General features: G+C 45.4%; 21 protein-coding genes and 1 pseudogene. 5 read left to right on the plus strand and 17 right to left on the minus strand.

Annotated elements, in window-relative coordinates:
* Window positions 1-95: 95 nt before the first annotated feature.
* Complete coding sequence (locus BDD39_RS11590) at window positions 96-1,262, minus strand: IS256 family transposase (RefSeq protein WP_166907797.1); 1,167 nt, start codon at window positions 1,260-1,262, stop codon at window positions 96-98.
* A 234-nt stretch (window positions 1,263-1,496) separates the two neighbouring features.
* Here BDD39_RS11590 and BDD39_RS11595 point away from each other — a divergent pair, with 234 nt between their 5' ends.
* The 3 genes and pseudogenes from BDD39_RS11595 to BDD39_RS11605 all read left to right on the plus strand — a co-directional run bounded on the left by BDD39_RS11595 (window position 1,497) and on the right by BDD39_RS11605 (window position 3,974).
* Window positions 1,497-2,129: a GNAT family N-acetyltransferase gene (locus BDD39_RS11595; protein ID WP_166910818.1), complete on the plus strand. Its 633-nt coding sequence runs from the start codon at window positions 1,497-1,499 to the stop codon at window positions 2,127-2,129.
* Between the two features lie 33 nt (window positions 2,130-2,162).
* Window positions 2,163-2,807 (plus strand): acetoin utilization AcuB family protein, encoded by a 645-nt coding sequence (locus BDD39_RS11600; RefSeq protein ID WP_166910820.1) that lies wholly within the window; start codon window positions 2,163-2,165, stop codon window positions 2,805-2,807.
* Window positions 2,804-3,974 (plus strand): annotated as a pseudogene (locus BDD39_RS11605) (acetoin utilization protein AcuC). The gene BDD39_RS11600 and the pseudogene BDD39_RS11605 overlap by 4 nt, the downstream one beginning before the upstream one ends.
* Before the next feature lie 36 nt (window positions 3,975-4,010).
* Here the strand turns inward: BDD39_RS11605 and ccpA are convergent.
* The 12 genes from ccpA to BDD39_RS11665 form a co-directional block, all read right to left on the minus strand.
* A complete protein-coding gene (gene ccpA / locus BDD39_RS11610; protein WP_166910822.1) occupies window positions 4,011-5,006 on the minus strand; it encodes a catabolite control protein A in 996 nt (331 codons plus the stop codon).
* A gap of 260 nt (window positions 5,007-5,266) precedes the next feature.
* The gene (locus BDD39_RS11615) at window positions 5,267-6,349 is read right to left on the minus strand and encodes a bifunctional 3-deoxy-7-phosphoheptulonate synthase/chorismate mutase (protein WP_166910825.1); all 1,083 of its coding nucleotides are present in this window, start codon (window positions 6,347-6,349) and stop codon (window positions 5,267-5,269) included.
* 191 nt (window positions 6,350-6,540) lie between these two features.
* Entirely contained in the window at window positions 6,541-6,873 is a 333-nt protein-coding gene (gene ytxJ / locus BDD39_RS11620) for a bacillithiol system redox-active protein YtxJ (RefSeq protein ID WP_166910827.1), read from the minus strand.
* Window positions 6,874-6,878: 5 nt separating this feature from the next.
* Window positions 6,879-7,274, minus strand: a complete 396-nt coding sequence (locus BDD39_RS11625; RefSeq protein WP_166910829.1) for a YtxH domain-containing protein — start codon at window positions 7,272-7,274, stop codon at window positions 6,879-6,881.
* On the minus strand, window positions 7,261-7,710 hold the full coding sequence (locus tag BDD39_RS11630) for a DUF948 domain-containing protein (protein WP_166910831.1): 450 nt from the start codon (window positions 7,708-7,710) through the stop codon (window positions 7,261-7,263). Before BDD39_RS11630 ends, BDD39_RS11625 begins: the two co-directional genes overlap by 14 nt.
* Window positions 7,711-7,867: 157 nt before the next feature.
* The gene (murC, locus tag BDD39_RS11635) at window positions 7,868-9,169 is read right to left on the minus strand and encodes a UDP-N-acetylmuramate--L-alanine ligase (protein WP_166910833.1); all 1,302 of its coding nucleotides are present in this window, start codon (window positions 9,167-9,169) and stop codon (window positions 7,868-7,870) included.
* Window positions 9,170-9,363: 194 nt separating this feature from the next.
* Window positions 9,364-11,538, minus strand: coding sequence for a DNA translocase FtsK (locus BDD39_RS11640; RefSeq protein ID WP_166910835.1), 2,175 nt, complete (start codon window positions 11,536-11,538; stop codon window positions 9,364-9,366).
* Between the two features lie 77 nt (window positions 11,539-11,615).
* Window positions 11,616-12,221 carry a YtpR family tRNA-binding protein gene (gene ytpR / locus BDD39_RS11645; RefSeq protein ID WP_166910837.1) on the minus strand — a complete coding sequence of 202 codons (606 nt, stop codon included), beginning with the start codon at window positions 12,219-12,221 and terminating at the stop codon, window positions 11,616-11,618.
* 20 nt (window positions 12,222-12,241) lie between these two features.
* On the minus strand, window positions 12,242-13,042 hold the full coding sequence (locus BDD39_RS11650; protein ID WP_166910839.1) for a DUF1444 domain-containing protein: 801 nt from the start codon (window positions 13,040-13,042) through the stop codon (window positions 12,242-12,244).
* 15 nt (window positions 13,043-13,057) lie between these two features.
* Window positions 13,058-13,372 (minus strand): thioredoxin family protein, encoded by a 315-nt coding sequence (locus BDD39_RS11655; RefSeq protein WP_166910841.1) that lies wholly within the window; start codon window positions 13,370-13,372, stop codon window positions 13,058-13,060.
* Window positions 13,373-13,387: 15 nt separating this feature from the next.
* Window positions 13,388-13,930 carry a DUF84 family protein gene (locus tag BDD39_RS11660; protein ID WP_166910843.1) on the minus strand — a complete coding sequence of 181 codons (543 nt, stop codon included), beginning with the start codon at window positions 13,928-13,930 and terminating at the stop codon, window positions 13,388-13,390.
* Window positions 13,931-13,990: 60 nt separating this feature from the next.
* The gene (locus BDD39_RS11665; protein WP_166910845.1) at window positions 13,991-15,067 is read right to left on the minus strand and encodes a M42 family metallopeptidase; all 1,077 of its coding nucleotides are present in this window, start codon (window positions 15,065-15,067) and stop codon (window positions 13,991-13,993) included.
* A 128-nt stretch (window positions 15,068-15,195) separates the two neighbouring features.
* Between BDD39_RS11665 and BDD39_RS11670 the strand changes: the two genes are divergently transcribed.
* Entirely contained in the window at window positions 15,196-15,492 is a 297-nt protein-coding gene (locus BDD39_RS11670; protein ID WP_166910847.1) for a PepSY domain-containing protein, read from the plus strand.
* A gap of 41 nt (window positions 15,493-15,533) precedes the next feature.
* On the opposite strand, the gene BDD39_RS11675 is transcribed toward BDD39_RS11670, so the two are convergent.
* Both BDD39_RS11675 and trmB read right to left on the minus strand, forming a co-directional pair.
* The gene (locus BDD39_RS11675; RefSeq protein WP_166910849.1) at window positions 15,534-16,379 is read right to left on the minus strand and encodes a YtnP family quorum-quenching lactonase; all 846 of its coding nucleotides are present in this window, start codon (window positions 16,377-16,379) and stop codon (window positions 15,534-15,536) included.
* A 76-nt stretch (window positions 16,380-16,455) separates the two neighbouring features.
* Window positions 16,456-17,112 carry a tRNA (guanosine(46)-N7)-methyltransferase TrmB gene (trmB, locus tag BDD39_RS11680; RefSeq protein WP_166910851.1) on the minus strand — a complete coding sequence of 219 codons (657 nt, stop codon included), beginning with the start codon at window positions 17,110-17,112 and terminating at the stop codon, window positions 16,456-16,458.
* Between the two features lie 192 nt (window positions 17,113-17,304).
* Between trmB and BDD39_RS11685 the strand changes: the two genes are divergently transcribed.
* Window positions 17,305-17,574, plus strand: a complete 270-nt coding sequence (locus tag BDD39_RS11685) for a YtzH-like family protein (protein WP_166910853.1) — start codon at window positions 17,305-17,307, stop codon at window positions 17,572-17,574.
* On the opposite strand, the gene BDD39_RS11690 is transcribed toward BDD39_RS11685, so the two are convergent.
* Window positions 17,545-18,330, minus strand: coding sequence for a phosphotransferase family protein (locus tag BDD39_RS11690; RefSeq protein WP_166910855.1), 786 nt, complete (start codon window positions 18,328-18,330; stop codon window positions 17,545-17,547). The two genes, BDD39_RS11685 and BDD39_RS11690, sit on opposite strands and share 30 nt — an antisense overlap.
* A 215-nt stretch (window positions 18,331-18,545) precedes the next feature.
* Window positions 18,546-20,687, minus strand: coding sequence for a type I pullulanase (gene pulA, locus BDD39_RS11695; RefSeq protein WP_166910857.1), 2,142 nt, complete (start codon window positions 20,685-20,687; stop codon window positions 18,546-18,548).
* Window positions 20,688-20,768 lie beyond the last annotated feature (81 nt).

Below are 20,768 nucleotides of genomic sequence, written 5' to 3' on the forward strand. Positions count from 1 at the left end.
ATAGGGAACTAGTTTCCTCCACACAGGAGACTGAATATTCAGTCTCCTGTGTGGAAAGGGAGAATCCCCCTATTTTGTTTATTTACAGTATTTGGTTAATGATAACGTTCTTCAAACATTCGCTCGAGGGCTTCCTGTGCTTCGGCAAATCCTCGCAACTTTCGCCCTGCCCATTTCTCATTAAAATCTTGAATGGTCAAATATACGATTTTTTCAGCGGCTTCTAAACTATTCAAACTGTTCATCGGCTTTAGACGTTTCCGAATCTCCTTGATCGTTCGTTCAATGGCATTCGTCGTGTAAATCACACTTCGAATACTGCTTGGATAATCCATAAATGTAAGGAGGACATCCAACTCATTGGCCCAAGATTGAACTTCTCTCGGATACTTGCTTGACCATTTCGACTCAAACTGTTGAAACATCTGTAACGCCATCTCCTTATTCGGCGCGCGATAAATCAGCCTGAGATCCTCGGCCACTTCAAATTGGTCTTTTTTCCGAACACGATGGAGCGTGTTACGGACTTTGTGAACGACACAACGCTGCACATCGGCTTTCGGATAAACCGCCTTAAAGGCTTCCTCCAACCCTGGTAGTCCATCGAATATGCCCAGAAGCACTTCCTTGGCGCCTCTTTGGTAGAGGTGTTGAAGAATTTCCTGCCATACATAGGCGCTTTCTTGTCCTCCCACAAAGAAATCAAGAATTTCGCGATATCCTTCTTCGTTCACCCCTAACACCACATAAATGACTTCTTTCTCCACGGTTTCGCGACGAAGTTTTACGTATAAACCATCCAAATATAAGACGGAATAACGCTTGTGCAGTGGACGAGTGTGCCATTTCTCGATGTCTTCCTTCACGACATCGGTAATACGGCTGATCGTCGCAGGAGAATAGGTGCTTCCTAGAATTCGTTCGATAAACTTGCCAATTTCCCGTGTACTCATGCCACTTTGGTACATCCTAATGATTGCTTCCTCCAGCCAGCCGGTGTGCCGTTGGTAAGGGGCAAACAACTGTGTTTGAAATTCTCCGTTTCGGTCTCTAGGGACCAAAAGACCTTCAATCCGGCCATATTGCGTATCTAGATTTCGTTGATAGTAGCCGTTTCTCATATTTGATGTTCCGGCCTGTTCTATTTCGAGGAAATTCTTGATTTCTTCCCGCATGATCAGTTCTAATTTTTCCTTTACAAACTGACGAATGACACTTTCCAGTTGATTTGCCCAGTCGACATTCGGTATACTTTTAGACATAGGTAGGGTTCTCCTTTCTCTGGAATGTTTGGGTTCAATCAGAGAATACCCTACCTTTTTTATTTTGATCTAGTAAAATGCTTTACACAAAATTTTATACATCATCGGATAAATGAATTCTCAATTTTTTAAATATTTTTATGTCATTTTTCTTGAAATTTTTTTGAAATCCGGCTATCAACTACTGTTTTATGTATAATGGAAGAAGAAAGATAAAAGCCAGGTGGTGACCGAATGGAACATAAAAAAACATATAATGCCAAAGAATTAAAAACGCCGAAAGGGACGCTGATTATTGAAGGTCCCATATCGGCGGAAAAACTAGCAAGCTATGAATTTCACCATGACTTGACATCCTTCCGCCAACCGCCGCAGCAGCATCAAGCATTGATCGAAATCGCCAAACTTCCTGAAGGAAGAATCATTATCGCCCGTCATCATCACACGATCGTCGGCTATGTGACTTTTCTGTATCCTGACCCGCTTGAACGATGGTCAGAAGGAAACATGGAAAACTTAATCGAGCTGGGCGCCATTGAAGTCATTCCGGAGTTTCGCGGCTATGGAGTAGGGAAAAACCTGCTCATTGTATCAATGATGGATGATGCGATGGAAGATTATATCATCATTACCACCGAATATTATTGGCATTGGGACTTAAAGGGAACCGGATTAAACGTGTGGGAATACCGGAAAGTGATGGAGAAAATGATGAACGCCGGCGGGCTTGTCTGGTACGCTACCGATGACCCAGAAATTTGTTCCCATCCGGCCAACTGCTTAATGGCCCGCATCGGCAAACGGGTCGATCAAGAGTCGATTCAAAAATTTGACCGCCTTCGCTTTATGAACCGTTATATGTATTAATATTGTTTTTGACAACAAAGGGGAGAAGAGGAAATGATTGTCGAGCAAATTATGAAAACGCCTGTTATCACGCTTCAACCGACCAATACGATCACAGAAGCGATTCAGCTAGTGCGACAATTCCGCATTCGCCACATTCCAATTGTGGATGGCGAAAACCATGTTGTCGGCATTGTGACCGATCGCGACATCCGCGATGTAAGCCCTTCTATTTTTCATATCCATGAACACCTCGAAGATTTGCAAAAACCGATCAGCACAATTATGAAAACCGACGTTATCGTCGGACATCCGCTCGATTTTGTCGAGGAAGTAGCGTCGCTGTTTTACGAGCATAAAATCAGCTGCCTGCCGATCGTCAAAGACCGCAAACTGGTCGGCATCGTTACCGAAACCGATTTATTATACACGCTCATTCAACTTACAGGCGCCCATCAACCTGGCTCGCAAATTGAAATTAAAGTTCCGAATGAAAGCGGGATGTTAAGCAAAGCGGCAGCGATTATCGCGAAACGAAATACGAATATCGCCAGCGTTCTTTTATATCCAGATCAAGATGAAAATTACCAAATCCTTGTGTTTCGCGTGCAAACGATGAATCCGATCGGAATCATCAACGATTTAAAAAATGCCGGCTATACCGTGTTATGGCCGAATTTGCCGGGGGTTTCGTCATGAAAAAAGACTGCGTATTTGTTTACAGCAGTGATTTTCTCCAATATAAATTTCATGACGAGCACCCGTTTAACCAGCTGCGGGTCAAACTTACGTATGATTTGTTGCGCGCGATGAACGCTTTAGACGATGAACAAATTGTGGCGCCTAGAATCGCAACGGAGGAAGAGCTTGCCTTAATCCATGACCGCTCCTATATTGAAGCGGTCAAGGCGGCGGGAAGAGGAGAGCTGCCTGAACAAACCGCCCTAAATTACGGGCTGGGAACAGAAGACACACCTATTTTTCCGAACATGCATGAAGCAAGCGCCCTCTTAGTCGGAAGCACTTTAACGGCGGTTGACTATGTGCTGTCGGGAAAAGCAACGCATGCGCTAAACCTCGGCGGCGGCCTTCATCATGGTTTTCGCGGAAAAGCGTCCGGCTTTTGCGTTTACAATGACAGCGCAGTCGCCATTAAATACATTCAAGAAAAATATGGGCTTCGCGTGCTGTATGTCGATACCGACGCCCATCATGGAGACGGCGTGCAATGGGCCTTTTACGACGACCCAAACGTATGCACGTTTTCGATTCATGAAACAGGCCGCTACTTATTTCCGGGGACAGGAAATGTGAATGAACGCGGACACGGGGCGGGATACGGATATTCGTTTAACATTCCTGTCGATGCCTTCACCGAAGATGAATCGTGGATCGATGCCTACACGCAGGCGTTGCGGGAAATTGCCGACTTTTTCCGTCCCGATGTGATTTTAACGCAAAATGGCGTGGACGCCCATTATTACGATCCGCTTACTCATTTATCCGTAACGATGAAAACGTACCGTATTATTCCAAAGCTCGCTCATCAAATCGCCCACGAATATTGTGATGGGCGCTGGATCGCCGTTGGCGGTGGCGGTTATGATATTTGGCGCGTCGTTCCGCGGGCATGGGCTCTTATTTGGCTGGAAATGACCGAACAATCAAATATTTCCGGCAGTTTGCCAAAATCATGGCTCGACAAATGGCAAGCGTTTTCACCCGTTCCATTGCCGCAAACATGGGATGACCCGGAATCCCTATACCCGCCGATTCCACGCAAGATGGAAATTACCGAAAAAAAATGCACAAACGGTGGAAAAAGCGTTATATCCGATTCGCAATCAGCGGCAACACCTAAAATAAAGCAAGCCTATGAACACTCATAGGCTTGCTTTATCGTTATTTCGTCGATTCCCGATATTCGATGCGATGCGGCAAGACGACAATATGGTTTTCTACCTGTTCTTTATTCATATATTTGGTCAATAACCGCATCGCCACCGCACCGATATCATACATTGGCTGCACTACCGTCGTTAAACGCGGACGTACCATCGTCGCCAGCCGAGTATTATCAAAACCGACCACTTCCAACTGATCCGGAACGCGCACGCCGTGATCCTGCGCGCTATGGATAATGCCGAGCGCCATCTCATCGGTTCCGGCGAAAACGGCCGTTGGCTGCTCCGCCAATTCGGCAATTTTTTCATACGCTTCAATGCCGGAATCATAGGAGTTGTCGCCTTCAATTACAAGCTCTTCATCATAAGCTATTCCATGCGTTTCTAAAGCGCGGCGATATCCTGCTAGTTTCTTTTGGTTAATCGGATCGTCCGTTGGTCCTGTCACGTAGGCGACCCGCTTGTTGCCTTTTTCTACAAGATAAGTAACCGCTTCAAAGGCAGCTTGTTCATAATTGATGTTCACGGATGGAATCGTGTTGTTCGATTCAATCGTAGCCGCAAGCACGATCGGTACTGGCGATTTTTGAAACTCATTGACGTGCTCTTCCGTAATCGTTCCGCCCATAAATAAAATGCCGTCGACTTGTTTAGCCAGCATCGTATTGAGCAAATGCAACTCTTTTTCCTTATTTTGGTCTGAGTTGCTTAAAATAATATTGTATTTATACATGGTGGCAATATCTTCGATTCCGCGTGCCAGCTCAGCGAAAAAGATGCTAGAAATATCAGGAATAATCACCCCGACAGTCGTCGTTTTTTTGCTGGCCAGTCCGCGCGCCACCGCATTCGGACGATATCCTAGACGTTCAATCGCTTCCAATACCTTTTTTCTTGTCGATGGCTTTACGTTTGGGTTTCCGTTTACGACACGGGAGACCGTCGCCATCGATACGTTTGCTTCCCGTGCCACATCGTAAATGGTTACGTTCATTGGCTTCACTCCTCTTTTTATGAATCAACATCCACATCGATTGTTATTTCTTCACCGTATGTAAAAATATCATACGATACATTATCGCTAAATCGCAACGAATTGGCAACTATTTTGCTGCTGTGTTCACAAACAATTCATGAATAGCACTATGTATATGTTACCCTTTCTCCTGCGTCCTATTTTCATATGTAGCACATATTTTCCCCGAAAACAAAAAATGGCCCCTTCAGGCAAGTCGCCAAAAGGGGCTATTCGTCTTACGCCTTTACTAATTGCTGCTGAAACGCTCTTACTTCTTCCATAAATTCGTTAAATTGGGCAATATCCATTTGCTGCGCCGAATCGGAAAGCGCCACTGCCGGATCTGGATGCACTTCGGCCATTATTCCATCGGCACCGATCGCCAACGCGGCTTTTGCACAAGGGATCAACAAGTCACGGCGTCCTGTCGAATGCGTGACATCGACAAATACCGGCAAGTGTGTTTCTTTCTTTAAGATCGGCACCGCCGAAATGTCTAACGTATTTCTTGTCGCCCGTTCATACGTGCGAATGCCGCGCTCACATAGGATGATTTGGCTGTTTCCTCGCGACATAATGTATTCCGCCGCATTAATAAACTCTTCGATTGTCGCCGCCAGCCCGCGTTTTAATAAAATCGGCTTATTCACTTGACCGGCCGCTTTTAGCAGTTCAAAGTTTTGCATGTTGCGCGCGCCGATTTGAATGACGTCAATATAGTCCAGAGCGATTTCAATATCGGCAGGGGTCACGATTTCACTGATCACCGCCAAGTCAAACTCATCGGCAATTCGCTTCAAGATTTTTAATCCTTCCACACCGAGTCCTTGGAAGTCATATGGCGATGTCCGTGGTTTGTATGCGCCGCCGCGGAGCAGTTTTAATCCTTGCTTTTTCACCGCTTCTGCAACCGCCGCAACTTGTTCATAGCTTTCTACCGCACATGGTCCCATGACGAAATATTGCTTGCCGTCACCGATTCTTTCTCCTTTTACTTCAACAATCGTGTTTTCCGGATGTTTTTTCCGCGATACAAGCAATGCTTTGCGGTGATCATCTTCTTGCAGTTCTAGGCCGGCTTTAAAAATTTCTTTAAAAATATGTTGCAACGTTGACGTTTCAAACGGCCCATCATTGTGCTCGGAAATTAAATCCAGCATTTTCCGCTCACGCACCGGGTCATAACGATACGTCCCTTGCGCTTCTTTAATTTTCCCGATTTCCTGAACAAGTCTCCCCCGCTCGTTGATCAATTTTAAAATTTGCAAGTTAATCTCATCGACCTTCGCCCGCAGCTCATCTAATCTCTCATTGCTCATGCTTCCTCATCCTTTCGCCAAAGTTTAATACAGTTTTTGTAATTAGTCATTATTATAATGGATAGAGGAGCGATTGTCACCAAAAAAATGCTTTATTCATTAAACGCTTTTAAGTAATAAAGTATTTTATGGAAAACGAATTAGCCGCCGCAAGAAAAAAAACTATGGCGCCTTCGATTGAAGGCGCCATTTTATGCCTTGATCACTTCTTTTTTTAACGAATCATACGTAATATTCCAGTGGGATGTGTGCCATACGGCAGTTCCGTTTTCAAACAAAAGCGCTTGCGGCGATTCGTGTTTGACGCCAAACGTTTCGGCAATATAGTTCGAAAGTGGACGTGCTTCTTGCACGTACAAATAATATGTATCCACTTCCGGATGATCGGAAACAAACTTCTCATATTCCCGAAACGCCGCTTTGCTGATTGGGCATGTGAGGCTATGTTTGATCAATAAAAATCGTTTCTTTGCTTTGGCAACTTTATCAAATTGCTCCGCCGTCTCCAGTTTCTCCATTCCCATGAAAATCACTCCGCTTCGTTTTGTTTTTGAATTTTTTGTTCGGCATCATGAAAAGCTTCCTCTGCCTCTTTTAACAGCTTTTCGATATTTTCTTTATCCTTTTCACCTGCCGATGGCGGGATTGGAATTGACGGTGCTTCCGTCGTCGTTTCTGCCGCTGTCGAGAGCGGCTGTTCGTCCGTTTTTCCAAGCGGAATAAATTTTGTTACCTCTTTTGTTTTTTCTTTCGCTACTTCCAGCCATTCCGTCGCGGTCGTTTTCACCGGATCCAATTTTCCTGCTTCATTCATTTCCGCAAGCCACTGCTTCCCCTTTTCACTTGTCAAAAACACGGCTGCTGCCGCACCGACAATTCCGCCGACAATCGCTCCTAACAAAAATCCTCCATTATTTTTTGCCATCCAGTACAACCTCCTTTGTCTTTTTTTGTTTCCTTTCTCTCCATTTTTCCCATATTTCGATAAAAGCATTTCCCCATTGCATGACTTTTGTTACTTTTTCCCGGTGGTTTTCTACTTTCGCCGTTACCGTGGACGAAATTTGTCGCAAGGAACGGTTGAACGACTGGACGGTGGCACCGACATCGCTGACAGCATGGACGAGTGAATTCAAGCCTTCCACTTTTTTCTGTACCTCGTCAGCAAGCGCGTTCGTTTTCTTCAAAAGCTGCGTTGTTTCCGTGGTAATGCCCTGCACTTCCTTGTCTAAATGGTCGATGGTTGCCGTCAAGCGGCGGATTGTTTCCTGCAATACCGTCAATGTTTTGGCAATATAAATGACTAATATGAAAAAAGAAACGGCAATGAGCGCGATGCTGGCGTATAAAATAATTTTCACCCAACTTCCTCCTTGCTAGTTTCGCTGTATCTCTCCTTTTCAAACTTTCGACGTCCATAAGGTAAATTCCTTCAAATTCGACATCAAGGCGGACAAAAAACGAGCCGGCTAATGGGATGCCAAGCTCGTTTGTTCTTTTCCAGTCACCCTTATCATATTACGAATGAACAAGACGTTCATACGCTTCTTGGAACTTTTGAATATCGCCCGCACCCATAAAAATGAGCACCGCGTTGGCATGTTGCTTTAATACCGATGTATTATCCTCCTGAATGAGGCGGGAGTTTGGAATTTGCGCCTGCAAATCGTGAATCGACAGTTTGCCGTGATGCTCGCGCGCCGAGCCAAATATGTCACATAAATACACTTGATCGGCCTGTTGCAAACTTTCGGCAAACTCCCGCAAAAACGTCTGTGTTCGCGAATACGTATGCGGCTGGAAAATCGCCACGATTTCGCGGCCTGGATATTTTTGTCTTGCCGCCTCAATCGTCGCAATAATTTCCCGCGGGTGATGGGCATAATCATCAATTAAAATTTGACTGCCAAGCACCTTTTCACTAAAACGGCGCTTTACTCCTTGGAATGTTTTCAACCGCTCTTGAATGATGCTGACGTCAATTCCTTCATAATGGCAAAGGGCAATGACGGCAAGCGCATTTAAGACGTTATGGTCGCCAAAACGAGGGATGTCAAACGACGCATAAAACGTATGACGGACAAACACATCAAATGACGTGCCTTCCGTTGTTTTAACAACATTGCGCGCTTGGAAATCATTATCATCGCCAAATCCGTAAAACAAAACCGGAACTTTTGCTTGAATCTTTTGTAAGTATTCATCATCCCCGCAAGCGATGATCCCTTTTTTCACTTGCAGTGCCATTTCTTGAAATGCAGAAAACACATCATCAATATTGGCAAAATAGTCGGGGTGATCAAAATCAATGTTTGTCATAATTGCATAATCTGGAAAATAGGATAAGAAATGGCGGCGATATTCACATGCCTCAAAAACAAAATATTTGCTTCCTGCAATTCCTTTTCCTGTTCCATCGCCAATTAAATACGATGTTGGATGCGCCCCTTGCATCACATGGGCGAGTAAACCACTCGTCGTTGTTTTTCCGTGCGAACCAGTAACTGCAATGCTGGTAAACTTTTGAATAAATTCCCCTAAAAAACGATGATACCGGATGACAGGCACTCCTAATTCATACGCAGCCTGTATTTCCTCGTGTGTATCGGGAAACGCGTTCCCTGCAATCACCGTATATCCTGGCTGAATATTTTCCTTGCTAAAAAGAAAAATCGGAATTCCCCGCTCCTCTAAAGCCTTTTGCGTAAAAAAGCGCTTCTCGACGTCCGAACCTTGTACCGTATAGTTCATATCGTGAAGAATTTGCGCCAATGCGCTCATTCCCGTTCCTTTAATGCCAACAAAATGATAAACTGTCATCGCTAAGCCCTCCAACAATCGTCTATCTGTAAGACAGTATATGATATTCATCTAGTTTTGCCATTTATCTCATTTTGCGATTAGAGCACTACATTTTATCATTATAACACGGTCCAGCCTTATTAAACACTATCGCGTACCGGATGCGGGGGCTCTCCTTCTATTCATCCGTAATAGGATCCATATACTTATGATCATATCATACTATTCTCTTGCCAATTCGCCAATTCCTCTTCCGTAATTAACACCTCTCGCGGCTTGCTGCCGCGCGCCTCGGAAATAATTCCTTGCTGCTCCATCATTTCAATTAAACGGGCGGCGCGGTTATAGCCGATGCGGAAATGCCGCTGCAAACTGGATGTGGAAGCTCCGCCTTGCTGAACGACAAAGTGGCACGCCTCATAAAAAAGTTCATCTTCTTCCTGTCCGATCGCCGTCTTTTTTACAAAATCGTCCTGTTGAAACAAATAAGAAGGCGCCATCTGCGCTTTCACATGGGCAACAACCCGTTCAATTTCTTCGCCTGATACAAAACTTCCTTGCAACCGAACCGTTTTCGATGAGCCGTTTTCCAAAAACAGCATGTCGCCGCGTCCAAGCAATTTTTCGGCGCCGTTTACATCAATAATCGTGCGCGAATCGACTTGGGAAGAAACAGAAAAAGCGATTCGCGTCGGAATGTTTGCTTTAATTAAACCAGTGATCACATCAACAGACGGGCGCTGGGTGGCGACAACTAAATGAATTCCGCACGCCCTTGCCTTTTGCGCGAGGCGGCAAATCGCTTCTTCGACATCGGCCGGAGCCACCATCATCAAATCGGCCAACTCGTCGATGATAATCACGATATATGGAAGATGGTGCTCTAGGCTGCCTTTTTGTTTCACCAACTCATTATATTTTTGGATATCCCTCACACCTGCATGAGCGAACAGTTCATAGCGCCGCTCCATTTCTTCCACCGCCCATTTCAGCGCTCCTGTCGCCGCTTTCGAATCGGTAATAACCGGGCTGACAAGATGGGGGATGTCATTGTATGGCGCAAGCTCGACCATCTTCGGATCAATCAACAGCAATTTCACTTCATGTGGGGCGGCTTTGTACAACAAACTGACAAGCATCGTATTAATACATACGCTTTTTCCCGAACCGGTCGCTCCGGCAATCAATCCGTGCGGCATCTTTTTTAAATCGGTGACTATCGGCGCCCCCGATATATCAAGCCCAAGCGCGACCGTCAGCGGCGATGGACTATTGCGAAATGCCTCGCTTTCTAAAATTTCGCGAATCAGTACGGGGCGGCTTTTTAGGTTTGGAACTTCAATGCCGATCGTGCGCTTGCCCGGAATCGGCGCTTCGATGCGAATATCTTTTGCCGCCAAATTCAATTTAATATCATCGGCTAAATTTGTAATTTTGCTCACTTTCACTCCTAAATCCGGCTGCACTTCAAACCGCGTCACCGTCGGTCCTTGTGTCGTATGGACGACTTTCGCGCCGATGTGAAAACTGGCAAACGTCCGGTTCAACCGCTCACATTGCTCGCGAATCCATTGTTCGTCGCTTTCGTGGCGCTGTTTTGGGCTCTCTAATAACGACAGAGACGGAAACTGATACCCGTTTTTAACGGATTGCCTTTTTTCTTCCCACTTTTTCCGGTCTTGCTTTAGCATGATGACATTGTAAGGAATGCGAGAACGCGGCTGGGAAGGTTGCTGTTTTGTTTCGTGAGCGCGTTCACCATCATTTTCCTCTTCTTTTTTAGGCTGTTCTGCTTCTAGGAAAAGCTCTTCTTTTTCCCCATCTGTCGTTTCGTGTTGTTCTTCGCTGCTGTTTGGTAAATCGATGTCTCCTTCCTCTTTTCGAGGTGCGTCGCTGTTTATCTCCTTTTCGCTTGTGTGTAAGCATTCCGGCGCCGCCAAACGTCCGCCTGTTTCCTCCTCTTCTGATACGGAGATGGACAACTTATCATCTTTGGTATAGGATGGCAGCTCCCACTCGATCACCACATCACTCTTTTTTGTTACTTTTCTATTATATCCATAAATAGGCGACGGCACATCAGAAGGGCGAAATGGCTTTTTGTCATCGACCCGCCCGCTTTGATCGTATTTCGGTACATAGCTGCGGGACGAGATAGCTTGATTGTTTTCCTCATATTCCTGTCGAAACGACCGGAAATGCCGTTCTGCTGGTCGATCATCCGGAATAAGCGGAAAGCGAAAGTTCCCTTTTGGATACTGATATACCACTTTTGCATCCAACTTCGGAGGCATTGGTTGGTGGCGGTGTTGCCGATCAGGCGAAGCAGATGGTTCCTCGTCGTCTGATTCCAACCAATAGTGAATAAACCGTTTAAACCATTTCATCGTTCTATCACTCTTTCTGTTCCCATTCGTTTTCGGAAAAAAAGTCACTAGAATCTCCTCTAGTGACTATTGCGTCGTTACCAAGTAAACGGCTGCCCCACTTCGTACTCATCAGATAATACTAAAATTCCTTTTTCTTGCGGAGCGTTTGGCAATTCCAACTCCCTTGCCGAACAAATCATTCCGTACGACGGGACTCCGCGCAATTCCGCTTCCTGAATGACAAGCCCACTCGGCATGACGGCGCCGATTTTAGCGACAACGACTTTTTGGCCTTCCGCCACGTTTGGCGCCCCGCATACAATTTGCAACACTTCCGTTCCGACATCCACTTGGCATACGCTCAGCTTATCGGCATTTGGATGTTTCTTTTTCTCTTTAACATAACCAACGACAAACTTTGGCGAAAGATCAGCTTCGATCGTTTCGTTCCATCCATTTTTTTTCAATATCTCGTTAATGACCGAAACGAGCTCTTCATTCAGCTCCAACAAACCGTTGCCAGCAAAAGGATGATAGGTGGAAGCCCGGAAAATATTATAGCCTGCCGTTTCTCCTGTTTGTTCATCAAAGATGCGGACAACATCGCCTTTTTTCTCGAACGCCCGCTGCTCCGGCTGAATCGGTTTTACAGAAACAAGCAGTACATCACCGACGCCTTCTCGATTGTAAAATACGTTCACAGTAAGCCACCTTCTTTCTGTTATTTTTTGCGATAATTTTTCCCTAAAATAAAAATCGGCTCTAATTTTCCGTCCTCGTATAGAAATGATAATGCAGTAATCGGCACTCGTCCATTGGCAAAAAAGCTCATCGTCATTTGCGCCAGCACATCATATCCGACTTCATTTTGCAAATCGGCAATAATGAGCACATCCTGATGGGGCACGGCGAGCGCCATCGTTCCTGTGATTTTCTTTCTCATTTTCGCCAAAAAGGCATCGTTTAAAATCCGGCTTGCGTCATAGCCGTCATTTGTATTCACAAAATAAAACGTGTTTCCGGCGACCTTGTCTTCTTTGACGCTTGCATCGAGCGAACGAACGTTAAAGCGGGCGATTTGCTTTATTCGTTCCTTATTCCATTGTTCCTGCTCCACCATCTTCTCGTCAATGAGGCGATATGTATTGCCTAAATCGAGCGCATAATAAATGCGCGTTTCCGCCGTATGGTCGTCATAAAGAAGGGGAATGCCTTCTTTCGTTTTCGTCGGAAACGAGGTGGAACGGATCACCGGATAAATCTCTTTTTCTTTGCCGGAAAGCGTATGTTTCTCATGCATCGTATTTAATGTTTGTTCCACGTAATATACCATTTCGTTAATCGCTTCCTCTTTTTGTTCGTGCCATTTCGCAATGACGCCGGGAAGCGAGATGGTTACTCCTTTTTTCGTTTTTTTCTCTTCTATACGGAGCGTGTCGTTCTTTCGGTCCAATTGAAATGCCCAATCGTGATGATGGGCAAGCCGCTTTTTAATTTCCTCATACATTTGCTTGCTGTCCATCGCCGCGCCCCCTAGCTATGACAAGCCGCGGATGAATTGCTCGACTTCCTCTTTCGTTTTGCGGTCTTTGCTGACAAATCTGCCGAGTTCTTTTCCATGGTCATAGGCGATAAAGCTTGGAATGCCAAACACATTTTCTTGCTGGCATACTTCGAGCAATTGGTCACGATCGACATAATAAAACTCATAATCGGAAAAAGATTTTTCGATTTCCGGCAGAAACGGCTGAATAAAGCGGCAGTCCGGACACCAATCTGCTGAAAATACAAAAATCGCTTTTGCTGTATTTTTTACCTTTTCATATTGTGCTGCTGTTTCAATGGTTTTCATCCGTGAAACTCCTTTCTATACCCTTTTATCATATCGCGAATCAGCAGTTTTGACAAAAAAATCGTATTGACCTGCAAGAAGCTGGACGATATGGCCAAACATTCCTGCCCTGTCGACGTAACCGTTCGTAAACACGCCGATCGCCCCCTCATGGTGGCGAATGTTTCGATTGCCCGTATATTCCGCCATCACATCGCCAAGCTCCCTGCCGTCGCGAATGCCTTCTGCTACCTCCACAGGAAGGGGAATGCGCGCTCCGCCGGCGGTAATAACGATGCCATTCCGATCAACAAGCGCCCCCCAGTTGCATAGCCATAACTCTTCACCCACTTCCATCACGCCGCCCTCCAAACCGATGCCGATATCGGCCCGCTCTTTTTCTAGCGCACGTTTGGCGCGATTAATCGCGCCTTGACGCGTTTCCGCATCGGAAAGCGGTTGGGCGGAAACGCCCGATGGCACATTCGTTGGGATAAGCGTATAACGATCTGAAGCAAAAACGTTTCGAACTGCTGCTACTTTCGCTTGATTCGTGGTGCCGATTGCAATGATTTCCAACGTATTCACTCCTTTGTACGGAAAAAGAGAAGTCTTGTGGCGCAAGACTTCTCAATTTGTTTAGCTATTTTTCTTAATCGCATCCACCGTTGCGCGGTCGCAGCACTTGACAAGCTCAATAAGCAGTTTTTTTGCCGCTGCGTAATCATCGACGTGGATGATGGACGCATGCGTATGAATATAGCGGGCACAAATGCCGATGACAGCTGATGGCACGCCGCTGTTCGCGATATGTACGCGCCCGGCGTCCGTTCCACCTCCAGGTGAAACGAAAAATTGATACGGAATGCCGTGCGTCTCTGCCGTATCTAGTACAAATTCACGCATGCCGCGATGGGTGACCATCGAGCGGTCATAAATGCGGACAAGCGCCCCTTTGCCAAGATGGCCAAATCCCTTTTCATCCCCCGTCATATCGTTGGCCGGGCTTGCGTCTAAGGCAAAAAAGATATCGGGCTGAATCATTGTCGCCGCCGTCTGCGCCCCGCGCAGACCGACTTCTTCCTGAACCGTAGCCCCGGAGTATAATACGTTTGGCAGCTTCTCGTTTTTCAGCTCTTTCAGCAATTCAATGGCAAGCCCGCATCCGTAGCGGTTGTCCCACGCTTTGGCCAAAATTTTTTTTGGATTGGCCATCGGGGTGAACGGACAAATCGGCACGATTTGCTGTCCTGGTTTAATGCCCATTTGTTTCGCGTCCTCGCGGTCATCGGCGCCGACGTCAATGAGCATGTTTTTGATTTCCATCGGCTTGTTGCGCTGTTCTTCGCTTAATAAATGAGGCGGGATCGAGCTGATGACACCGACGACCGGACCGTGGTCGGTAATAATTTGCACGCGCTGCGCTAATAATACTTGATTCCACCAGCCGCCAAGCGGTTGAAAGCGAACCATGCCGTTGTCGGTAATAGCCGTGACCATAAATCCGACTTCATCCATATGTCCTGCCACCATGACGGTAGGGCCGTTTTCATCCCCGCGCTTGACGCCAAAAATGCTGCCAAGCCGGTCCTGCACCACCTCATCCGCATATTTTTCCAGCTCTTTTCGCATAAAATGGCGGACGGCGTGTTCATTGCCCGGTGCTCCCGGCAGCTCTGTCAGCGTTTGAAACAATTGAAGCGTCTCCACATTCATCTTCACTAACCCCTTTTCTTCGTAATTTATTGTAGCGAATCATGAAATGTTTTTCCACTTTCCTTACATTCTCCGCCAAAATAAGATATACTAAACGGTATAAAAGCCGATAGGGGAGGTATCATGCCATGAGTTGGAAAAAGTTTATCACCGGCGCCGCGCTTGGTTTTGCCGCCGCCTACGCCATCAAAACAAAGCTGGAGCAACAGATGCTTTCTTCGGAAAAAGCACTTTCTTTAGCAAAAGCAGCGTTTCGGCAATTAGAGCCAATCAACGGTTCCTGGATTCAAACAACACCGGAAACATATGAAAAAAATCATGTCCACTACACCGTTTATAAAGGTGGAGTTTGCCGCGACGACGCCCAGTACGAATTTGTGATCGATGCCTATACGGGAACGATTATTGACACCAGAACGATATAAGCGGGGGATGCTGCTTCGAAAGCATCGGCCCGCACTCGCGTTTACGGGTGATTCCGCTTTACGTGTGCGGTGATGTTTCCGTTTTCATCCCACTTTAGAGCGCGATAGTACGCATCGTGATAAAACGTAAACCATGCTTGCTTTTCTATGGCATATGGAATCCATTTTTGTTTCGCAAAAATAGACGTCATCGGATAATCGTCGTATGCCATCACCCATAGTACGTTTTGATGGGCGTGTGTCCCTAGCAAATCAGCCATATGAATCGCCATTTCCCCGTCTGATTCCATCACGATAATCGAGTGTCCGTCGCTATGTCCTCCTGTATATACCATTTTAATGCCATTTGCCACTTCCTTTTCCTTTTCAAACGGAACGACTTGCTCGACAATCGGCTCCCAATTTTCTTTCCAATATGTATTGCGTGAGCGGATGTTTGGATGTCTCATTTCATCCCATTCCACTTGTGACGTTATAATTTGCGCGCGCGGAAACGTCGGAACGAGCCGGTCTCCTTCCCATTTAGTTAAACCGCATGCATGGTCAAAATGCATGTGCGTCACCATCACGATATCAATATCATCGGTTGTTAAGCCGAGCTCGTGAAGAGACTGCTCCAGCGCCGATTCCTCGGTAACACCAAAATTGCGCTTTTGCTTGTCCGACAATTTTCCATTGCCGATGCCGGACTCAATCAGCATATTTTTTCCATCCACCTGCACAAGAATAGGATCGGTGCGCAATTCAATTTGATTGTTCTCGTTGCATGGATACTTTTTCGACCAAAGAGGCTTTGGAACGACCCCGAACATTGCACCGCCATCTAAATGAGTTACCCCTCCGTTTAGCCATGTCAATGTGATTTTTCCTACTTTTAATTGTTCCATTTCCCATCACCTCCCTATTAGTGTAACACTTCTGCAAATATTTCGAAAACAAAAAATAAAAGGCTTAGAAAGCCTTTTACGTCAAGCGATGCTTCGGCGGATATTTTGCTTCACATCGGTAAATACGGTTCCCTTTTGCCGCAAATTTTTCTTCGTATTCGGTCATCACATTTCCAGTAAAATCACTATGATGCAAATCTAAACTGACATATGTCAGCACTAAGCCATATTGGGAAAAGCTTACAAGCGAATATTCAAAAAAGCCTTGATTATCCGTTTTTAAATGAATTTCTCCCTCATCCACCAATATTCTTTCATACAGTTCCAAAAAAGCCCGATAAGTTAGCCGTCGTTTTTCATGCCGTTTCTTCGGCCATGGATCGGAAAAGTTTAAATAAATGCGCTCGATTTCCCCTTCGGCAAAAAAATTCGTCAAATCTTTCGCATTGACATTTAATAACCGTACATTGGGCAGTTCATTTTCGATGAGTTTATCGAGTGCGGAGACAAGCACGCTCGGATATAACTCAATGCCGATATAATTAATATGGGGATGTAATTTGGCCATTTCAGTGATAAATTTCCCTTTGCCAGTACCAATTTCAATATGGATGGGTTGATCATTTCCAAATACTTCTTTCCATCTCCCTTTATATTGTTCCGGATGAGGAATCACATAATGTGGATAAGAAGCAATTTTTTCTTTGGCCCATGGTTTGTTACGTAAACGCATACTGACACCTCTATTTTTTGTTCATCGTTGTCAACAATACCACGAATGCGCATTCCTGTGCAAGTTAATAATCGGAAAACATAAAAAAACACAGCCGCACACACGACTGCAAAAGGTGACAATCATAAAATCTGTTGTATCAGTACATATTATAAAATGTATCGCATATTTTTTAAAGGATGGTGGTACCAATTGCCACTAGATCATCAGCATCAGATCACCATATTAAAAGACATTTTATCGGAACACCAAGCCGACTGCTGCGGCACCGTTTCCGAATGCGAACAAATTGAGAGGCTTGTCAAATCATTGCTGGGAAATGAACAAGTGCATCCGCAAATCAAAAGCATCCTTCCTGATATTTACACATATGGGCAAAACGGAAAATACAGCGCTGATTTAAACTCGCACATTTTATCCCATCAGCAACAATTATCGGACTGGGTCAACCAGCTTACGTAGGAAATGCAGCGACTGTTGCATTTCCTTTTCCGCATTTTTTTTCTTTTGCCATATAAGCGAATAAAGCGTTTGCGCGATCGTATACCATTTCATGCGCAGACGTAGGCTATCGGTTAGTTCCAATCCATAAAGCTCCAGCCATTCTTCCCATTTTTCTTCCGAAATATAGGAGTAAAGGAGCATGCCTATATCAATGGCGGGATCGGCGATCATCGCGCCATCCCAATCAATTAAATACAGTTTGCCATCTTCGGCAAGCAGCCAATTGTTATGGTTAATATCGCAGTGACACACCACATATTCATCACATTGCAAGGAAGATAGGTGCTGTTCGAGCCAATGGAACGCTTGATCGATGAATGGATTGGCAAACGTATGACGAACAAAGTATTCTTTTATTGTCTCCAACATCATTTCTGGCCGCAACGGAGTTTTGCCGAGCCGCTTCAGCATGATCACTAAGTCTTTGGAACGGTGAATTTTGCGCAATAAGCTCGCCACTTGTTCACTTCCCATCTCATGCGGCTTTAATTCTCTGCCGTTCAGCCACTGTTGAGCGGTAAACACATCCCCATTTTCCAATCGTTTCGTCCAAACTAATTTCGGGACGATTCCCTCCGCTGACAAAACCGCAAGAAATGGGGAAGAATTCCGTTTTAAAAATAACTTTCTCCCTTCATATTCCGCAAAATATGCATCTCCCGTTGCGCCGCCAGCCGGAGTGATGTCCCACTCCTTCCCTAGTAACTGTTCCAAAGCATGTTCACCTTCGACTTAAAAAATAAGAGACAGCGATCACCTGATTCCGTATTTTCAGACAATAGCTGTCCTACTAGATTTTATACAATTTCTGCAAATAAAAAGGACGGCTGAACCACGTCCTTATCCGTTCATTTTACTTGTATTATACTGAAATATAGTCACTTCTTGCAAATATTTTATGCAAATTGTAAAAAACAGGAAAATTATATTTATTTCACAAGCACCCACGTTCCGATCCCATCGACGCTTATTTTTTTCTGCACGGAAAACATCGGCGCCGTTCCACTGCGAACCCCGCCGCAAAGCACATGCCATTTATCTTCATCGGGGAGAAACACATCTTGCTTTTCCTCTTGGTTATGGTGAATGACAATAATATCACGCCAAGGCCCATATTGCTCCACACCGCGAAGATGATAAGCGATTACAGATAAAGGCATCGGTTCCAGAAAAAAAAGATGATGGTTTACTTCCGCGTCAGTAGAAAATCGAAATGCGCGATGGGATTTCCGCAGTTGAATCAATCCTTGAATATAGCGAATATCATCTTCATGCTCGCTCTTTCGGACCCAGTCGATTTGATTAATCGAATCAGGAGCGTTATAGCTGTTGTCTATTCCTTGTTTCGTTCGGTAAAACTCCTGTCCGCTATGCAAAAATGGAATTCCTTGCGAGAGCAGAACGATCGCGGTCGCTAATTTTTGCCGTTTCTTCCGCGTTTGTTCATTTTCATGGCTGTTCGCCGCCTCCATTTTATCCCAAAACGTATGGTTATCATGACATTCGACATAATTAACGGTTTGCAATGGATGAAGAAACATTCCACCTTTTTTGCGGATGCTTCCGCTAATTGCCACTTTCACCTTTTCGCGATCATCGCAATTGCCAAGGGCGAATCCTCTGTCAAGCAGCTGAAATGTGTTTCCTTTGACACTATCGCGAAAATAATCGTTAAAATAGCCGATGCGCGGCAGCCGTTCGGCATTATACATCGTTGCTTTTTGCTCGGACGGAAGCGGTGTCGGCAAATCCCAGCCTTCTCCAAATACGAGAATGGACGGGTCTAGCGCATCGAGCGTTTCGCGAACCGTTTTCATTGTTTCTACATCTAAAATTCCCATCAAATCGAAACGGAATCCATCGACATGGTACTCCTCTGCCCAAAAACGAACCGAGTCGACGATCCATTTTCGCACCATTTTCCGTTCAGAAGCAATATCATTTCCAACTCCAGTGCCATTAGTAGGATTGCCGTACTCATCATAACGGAAGTAATATCCGGGAACGATTTTCTCGAAGGAAGACTGCTCCCGCATATAAACATGGTTGTAGACCACATCCATAATGACGCGGATGCCGTATTCCTGCAGCGTATGAATCGCTCGTTTCAACTCGCAGATGCGCGCATACGGGTCCGTTGGATCGGTCGCATAGCTTCCTTCCGGTGCATTATGATGAACCGGATTGTAGCCCCAGTTATATTGCCGCAGCGGGTCGCGTTCATCTACCCCGGCAAAATCGTTAAATGGAAGCAGTTCGACATGCGTGATTCCCAACTCTTTTAAATAAGAAAGTCCGGTTGTCGTATGATTTGGCCCCTTTGTATCGGATTCGGTCAATCCTAAATATTTTCCTTTATGAACTACGCCGCTGTCCGGATGAATGGTAAAATCGCGAATATGCATTTCGTAAATAATCGCGTCAGCCGGTGAAGAAAGCGGAGGGAGAGGCGGCTTTTCCGTTCGTGTCTTCTCTAAATCGACAATCACTCCATACTCCCCGTTGATAGAGACGGCCACCGCATACGGATCCACCGCTTCGCGCCAAATTTTGTTTACACATACGGCATAAGTGTAATACGTCCCTTCCAAATCGCCGTATACAGTTGTCGTCCATACCCCTTTTTCCATTCGTTCTAGCGGCATATCATCCACTTCGCTTGTTTTCGGGTTGACTAGCTTTACTTTTACATCTGTCGCCGTCGGCGCCCAAACGCGGAAAGTCGTTTTCTCCTTGGTATACACTACGCCTAAATCGCCGTCATAAAAAAATCGGTCATCAAACGCCGCTGTCCGCACGACCGCGCCAATTTGTAAATCGGTCGCTTCTCCTTGATCATCATAAAGAAGATATTCCCTTCCTATTTCAATCGGAATCGTACATAAACATTCGTATTTCACGTTTTCCCCTAAATCTGTTTTTCTCTCTATGGCTAAAGGATGCCGCTCCCCGTATGGCGTTTCTAACGTAAATGTTTGCATTTCTCCATTGCAATGCGATTTCGGCACTAACACCGTCACCATATTCATCGCATCTAAATATGCGGCAAATTTCCGGTTTATATCAAGCAAATCTGCCCATCCCCTTTAATGTAGGTTGTATTATTATCATACGTAAAAGAAGAAATGCGGTGTCAGGGAAGCGGATGGCAA

The organism is Saccharococcus thermophilus (assembly GCF_011761475.1).
Classification (GTDB): domain Bacteria; phylum Bacillota; class Bacilli; order Bacillales; family Anoxybacillaceae; genus Saccharococcus; species Saccharococcus thermophilus.

Coding starts and splice junctions, on each gene's coding strand:
- ccpA (WP_166910822.1), bottom strand. CDS start 5,006: ATGAACGTAACCATTTACGATGTGGCACGGGAAGCAAACGTATCGATG.
- BDD39_RS11675 (WP_166910849.1), bottom strand. CDS start 16,379: ATGGAACAATTAAAAGTAGGAAAAATCACATTGACATGGCTAAACGGA.
- BDD39_RS11655 (WP_166910841.1), bottom strand. CDS start 13,372: ATGAAAACCATTGAAACAGCAGCACAATATGAAAAGGTAAAAAATACA.
- BDD39_RS11590 (WP_166907797.1), bottom strand. CDS start 1,262: ATGTCTAAAAGTATACCGAATGTCGACTGGGCAAATCAACTGGAAAGT.
- BDD39_RS11600 (WP_166910820.1), top strand. CDS start 2,163: ATGATTGTCGAGCAAATTATGAAAACGCCTGTTATCACGCTTCAACCG.
- BDD39_RS11650 (WP_166910839.1), bottom strand. CDS start 13,042: ATGGACAGCAAGCAAATGTATGAGGAAATTAAAAAGCGGCTTGCCCAT.
- murC (WP_166910833.1), bottom strand. CDS start 9,169: ATGACAGTTTATCATTTTGTTGGCATTAAAGGAACGGGAATGAGCGCA.
- ytxJ (WP_166910827.1), bottom strand. CDS start 6,873: ATGGGAATGGAGAAACTGGAGACGGCGGAGCAATTTGATAAAGTTGCC.
- trmB (WP_166910851.1), bottom strand. CDS start 17,112: ATGCGTTTACGTAACAAACCATGGGCCAAAGAAAAAATTGCTTCTTAT.
- BDD39_RS11615 (WP_166910825.1), bottom strand. CDS start 6,349: ATGAGCAATGAGAGATTAGATGAGCTGCGGGCGAAGGTCGATGAGATT.
- BDD39_RS11640 (WP_166910835.1), bottom strand. CDS start 11,538: ATGAAATGGTTTAAACGGTTTATTCACTATTGGTTGGAATCAGACGAC.
- BDD39_RS11625 (WP_166910829.1), bottom strand. CDS start 7,274: ATGGCAAAAAATAATGGAGGATTTTTGTTAGGAGCGATTGTCGGCGGA.
- BDD39_RS11595 (WP_166910818.1), top strand. CDS start 1,497: ATGGAACATAAAAAAACATATAATGCCAAAGAATTAAAAACGCCGAAA.
- BDD39_RS11670 (WP_166910847.1), top strand. CDS start 15,196: ATGAGTTGGAAAAAGTTTATCACCGGCGCCGCGCTTGGTTTTGCCGCC.
- BDD39_RS11665 (WP_166910845.1), bottom strand. CDS start 15,067: ATGAATGTGGAGACGCTTCAATTGTTTCAAACGCTGACAGAGCTGCCG.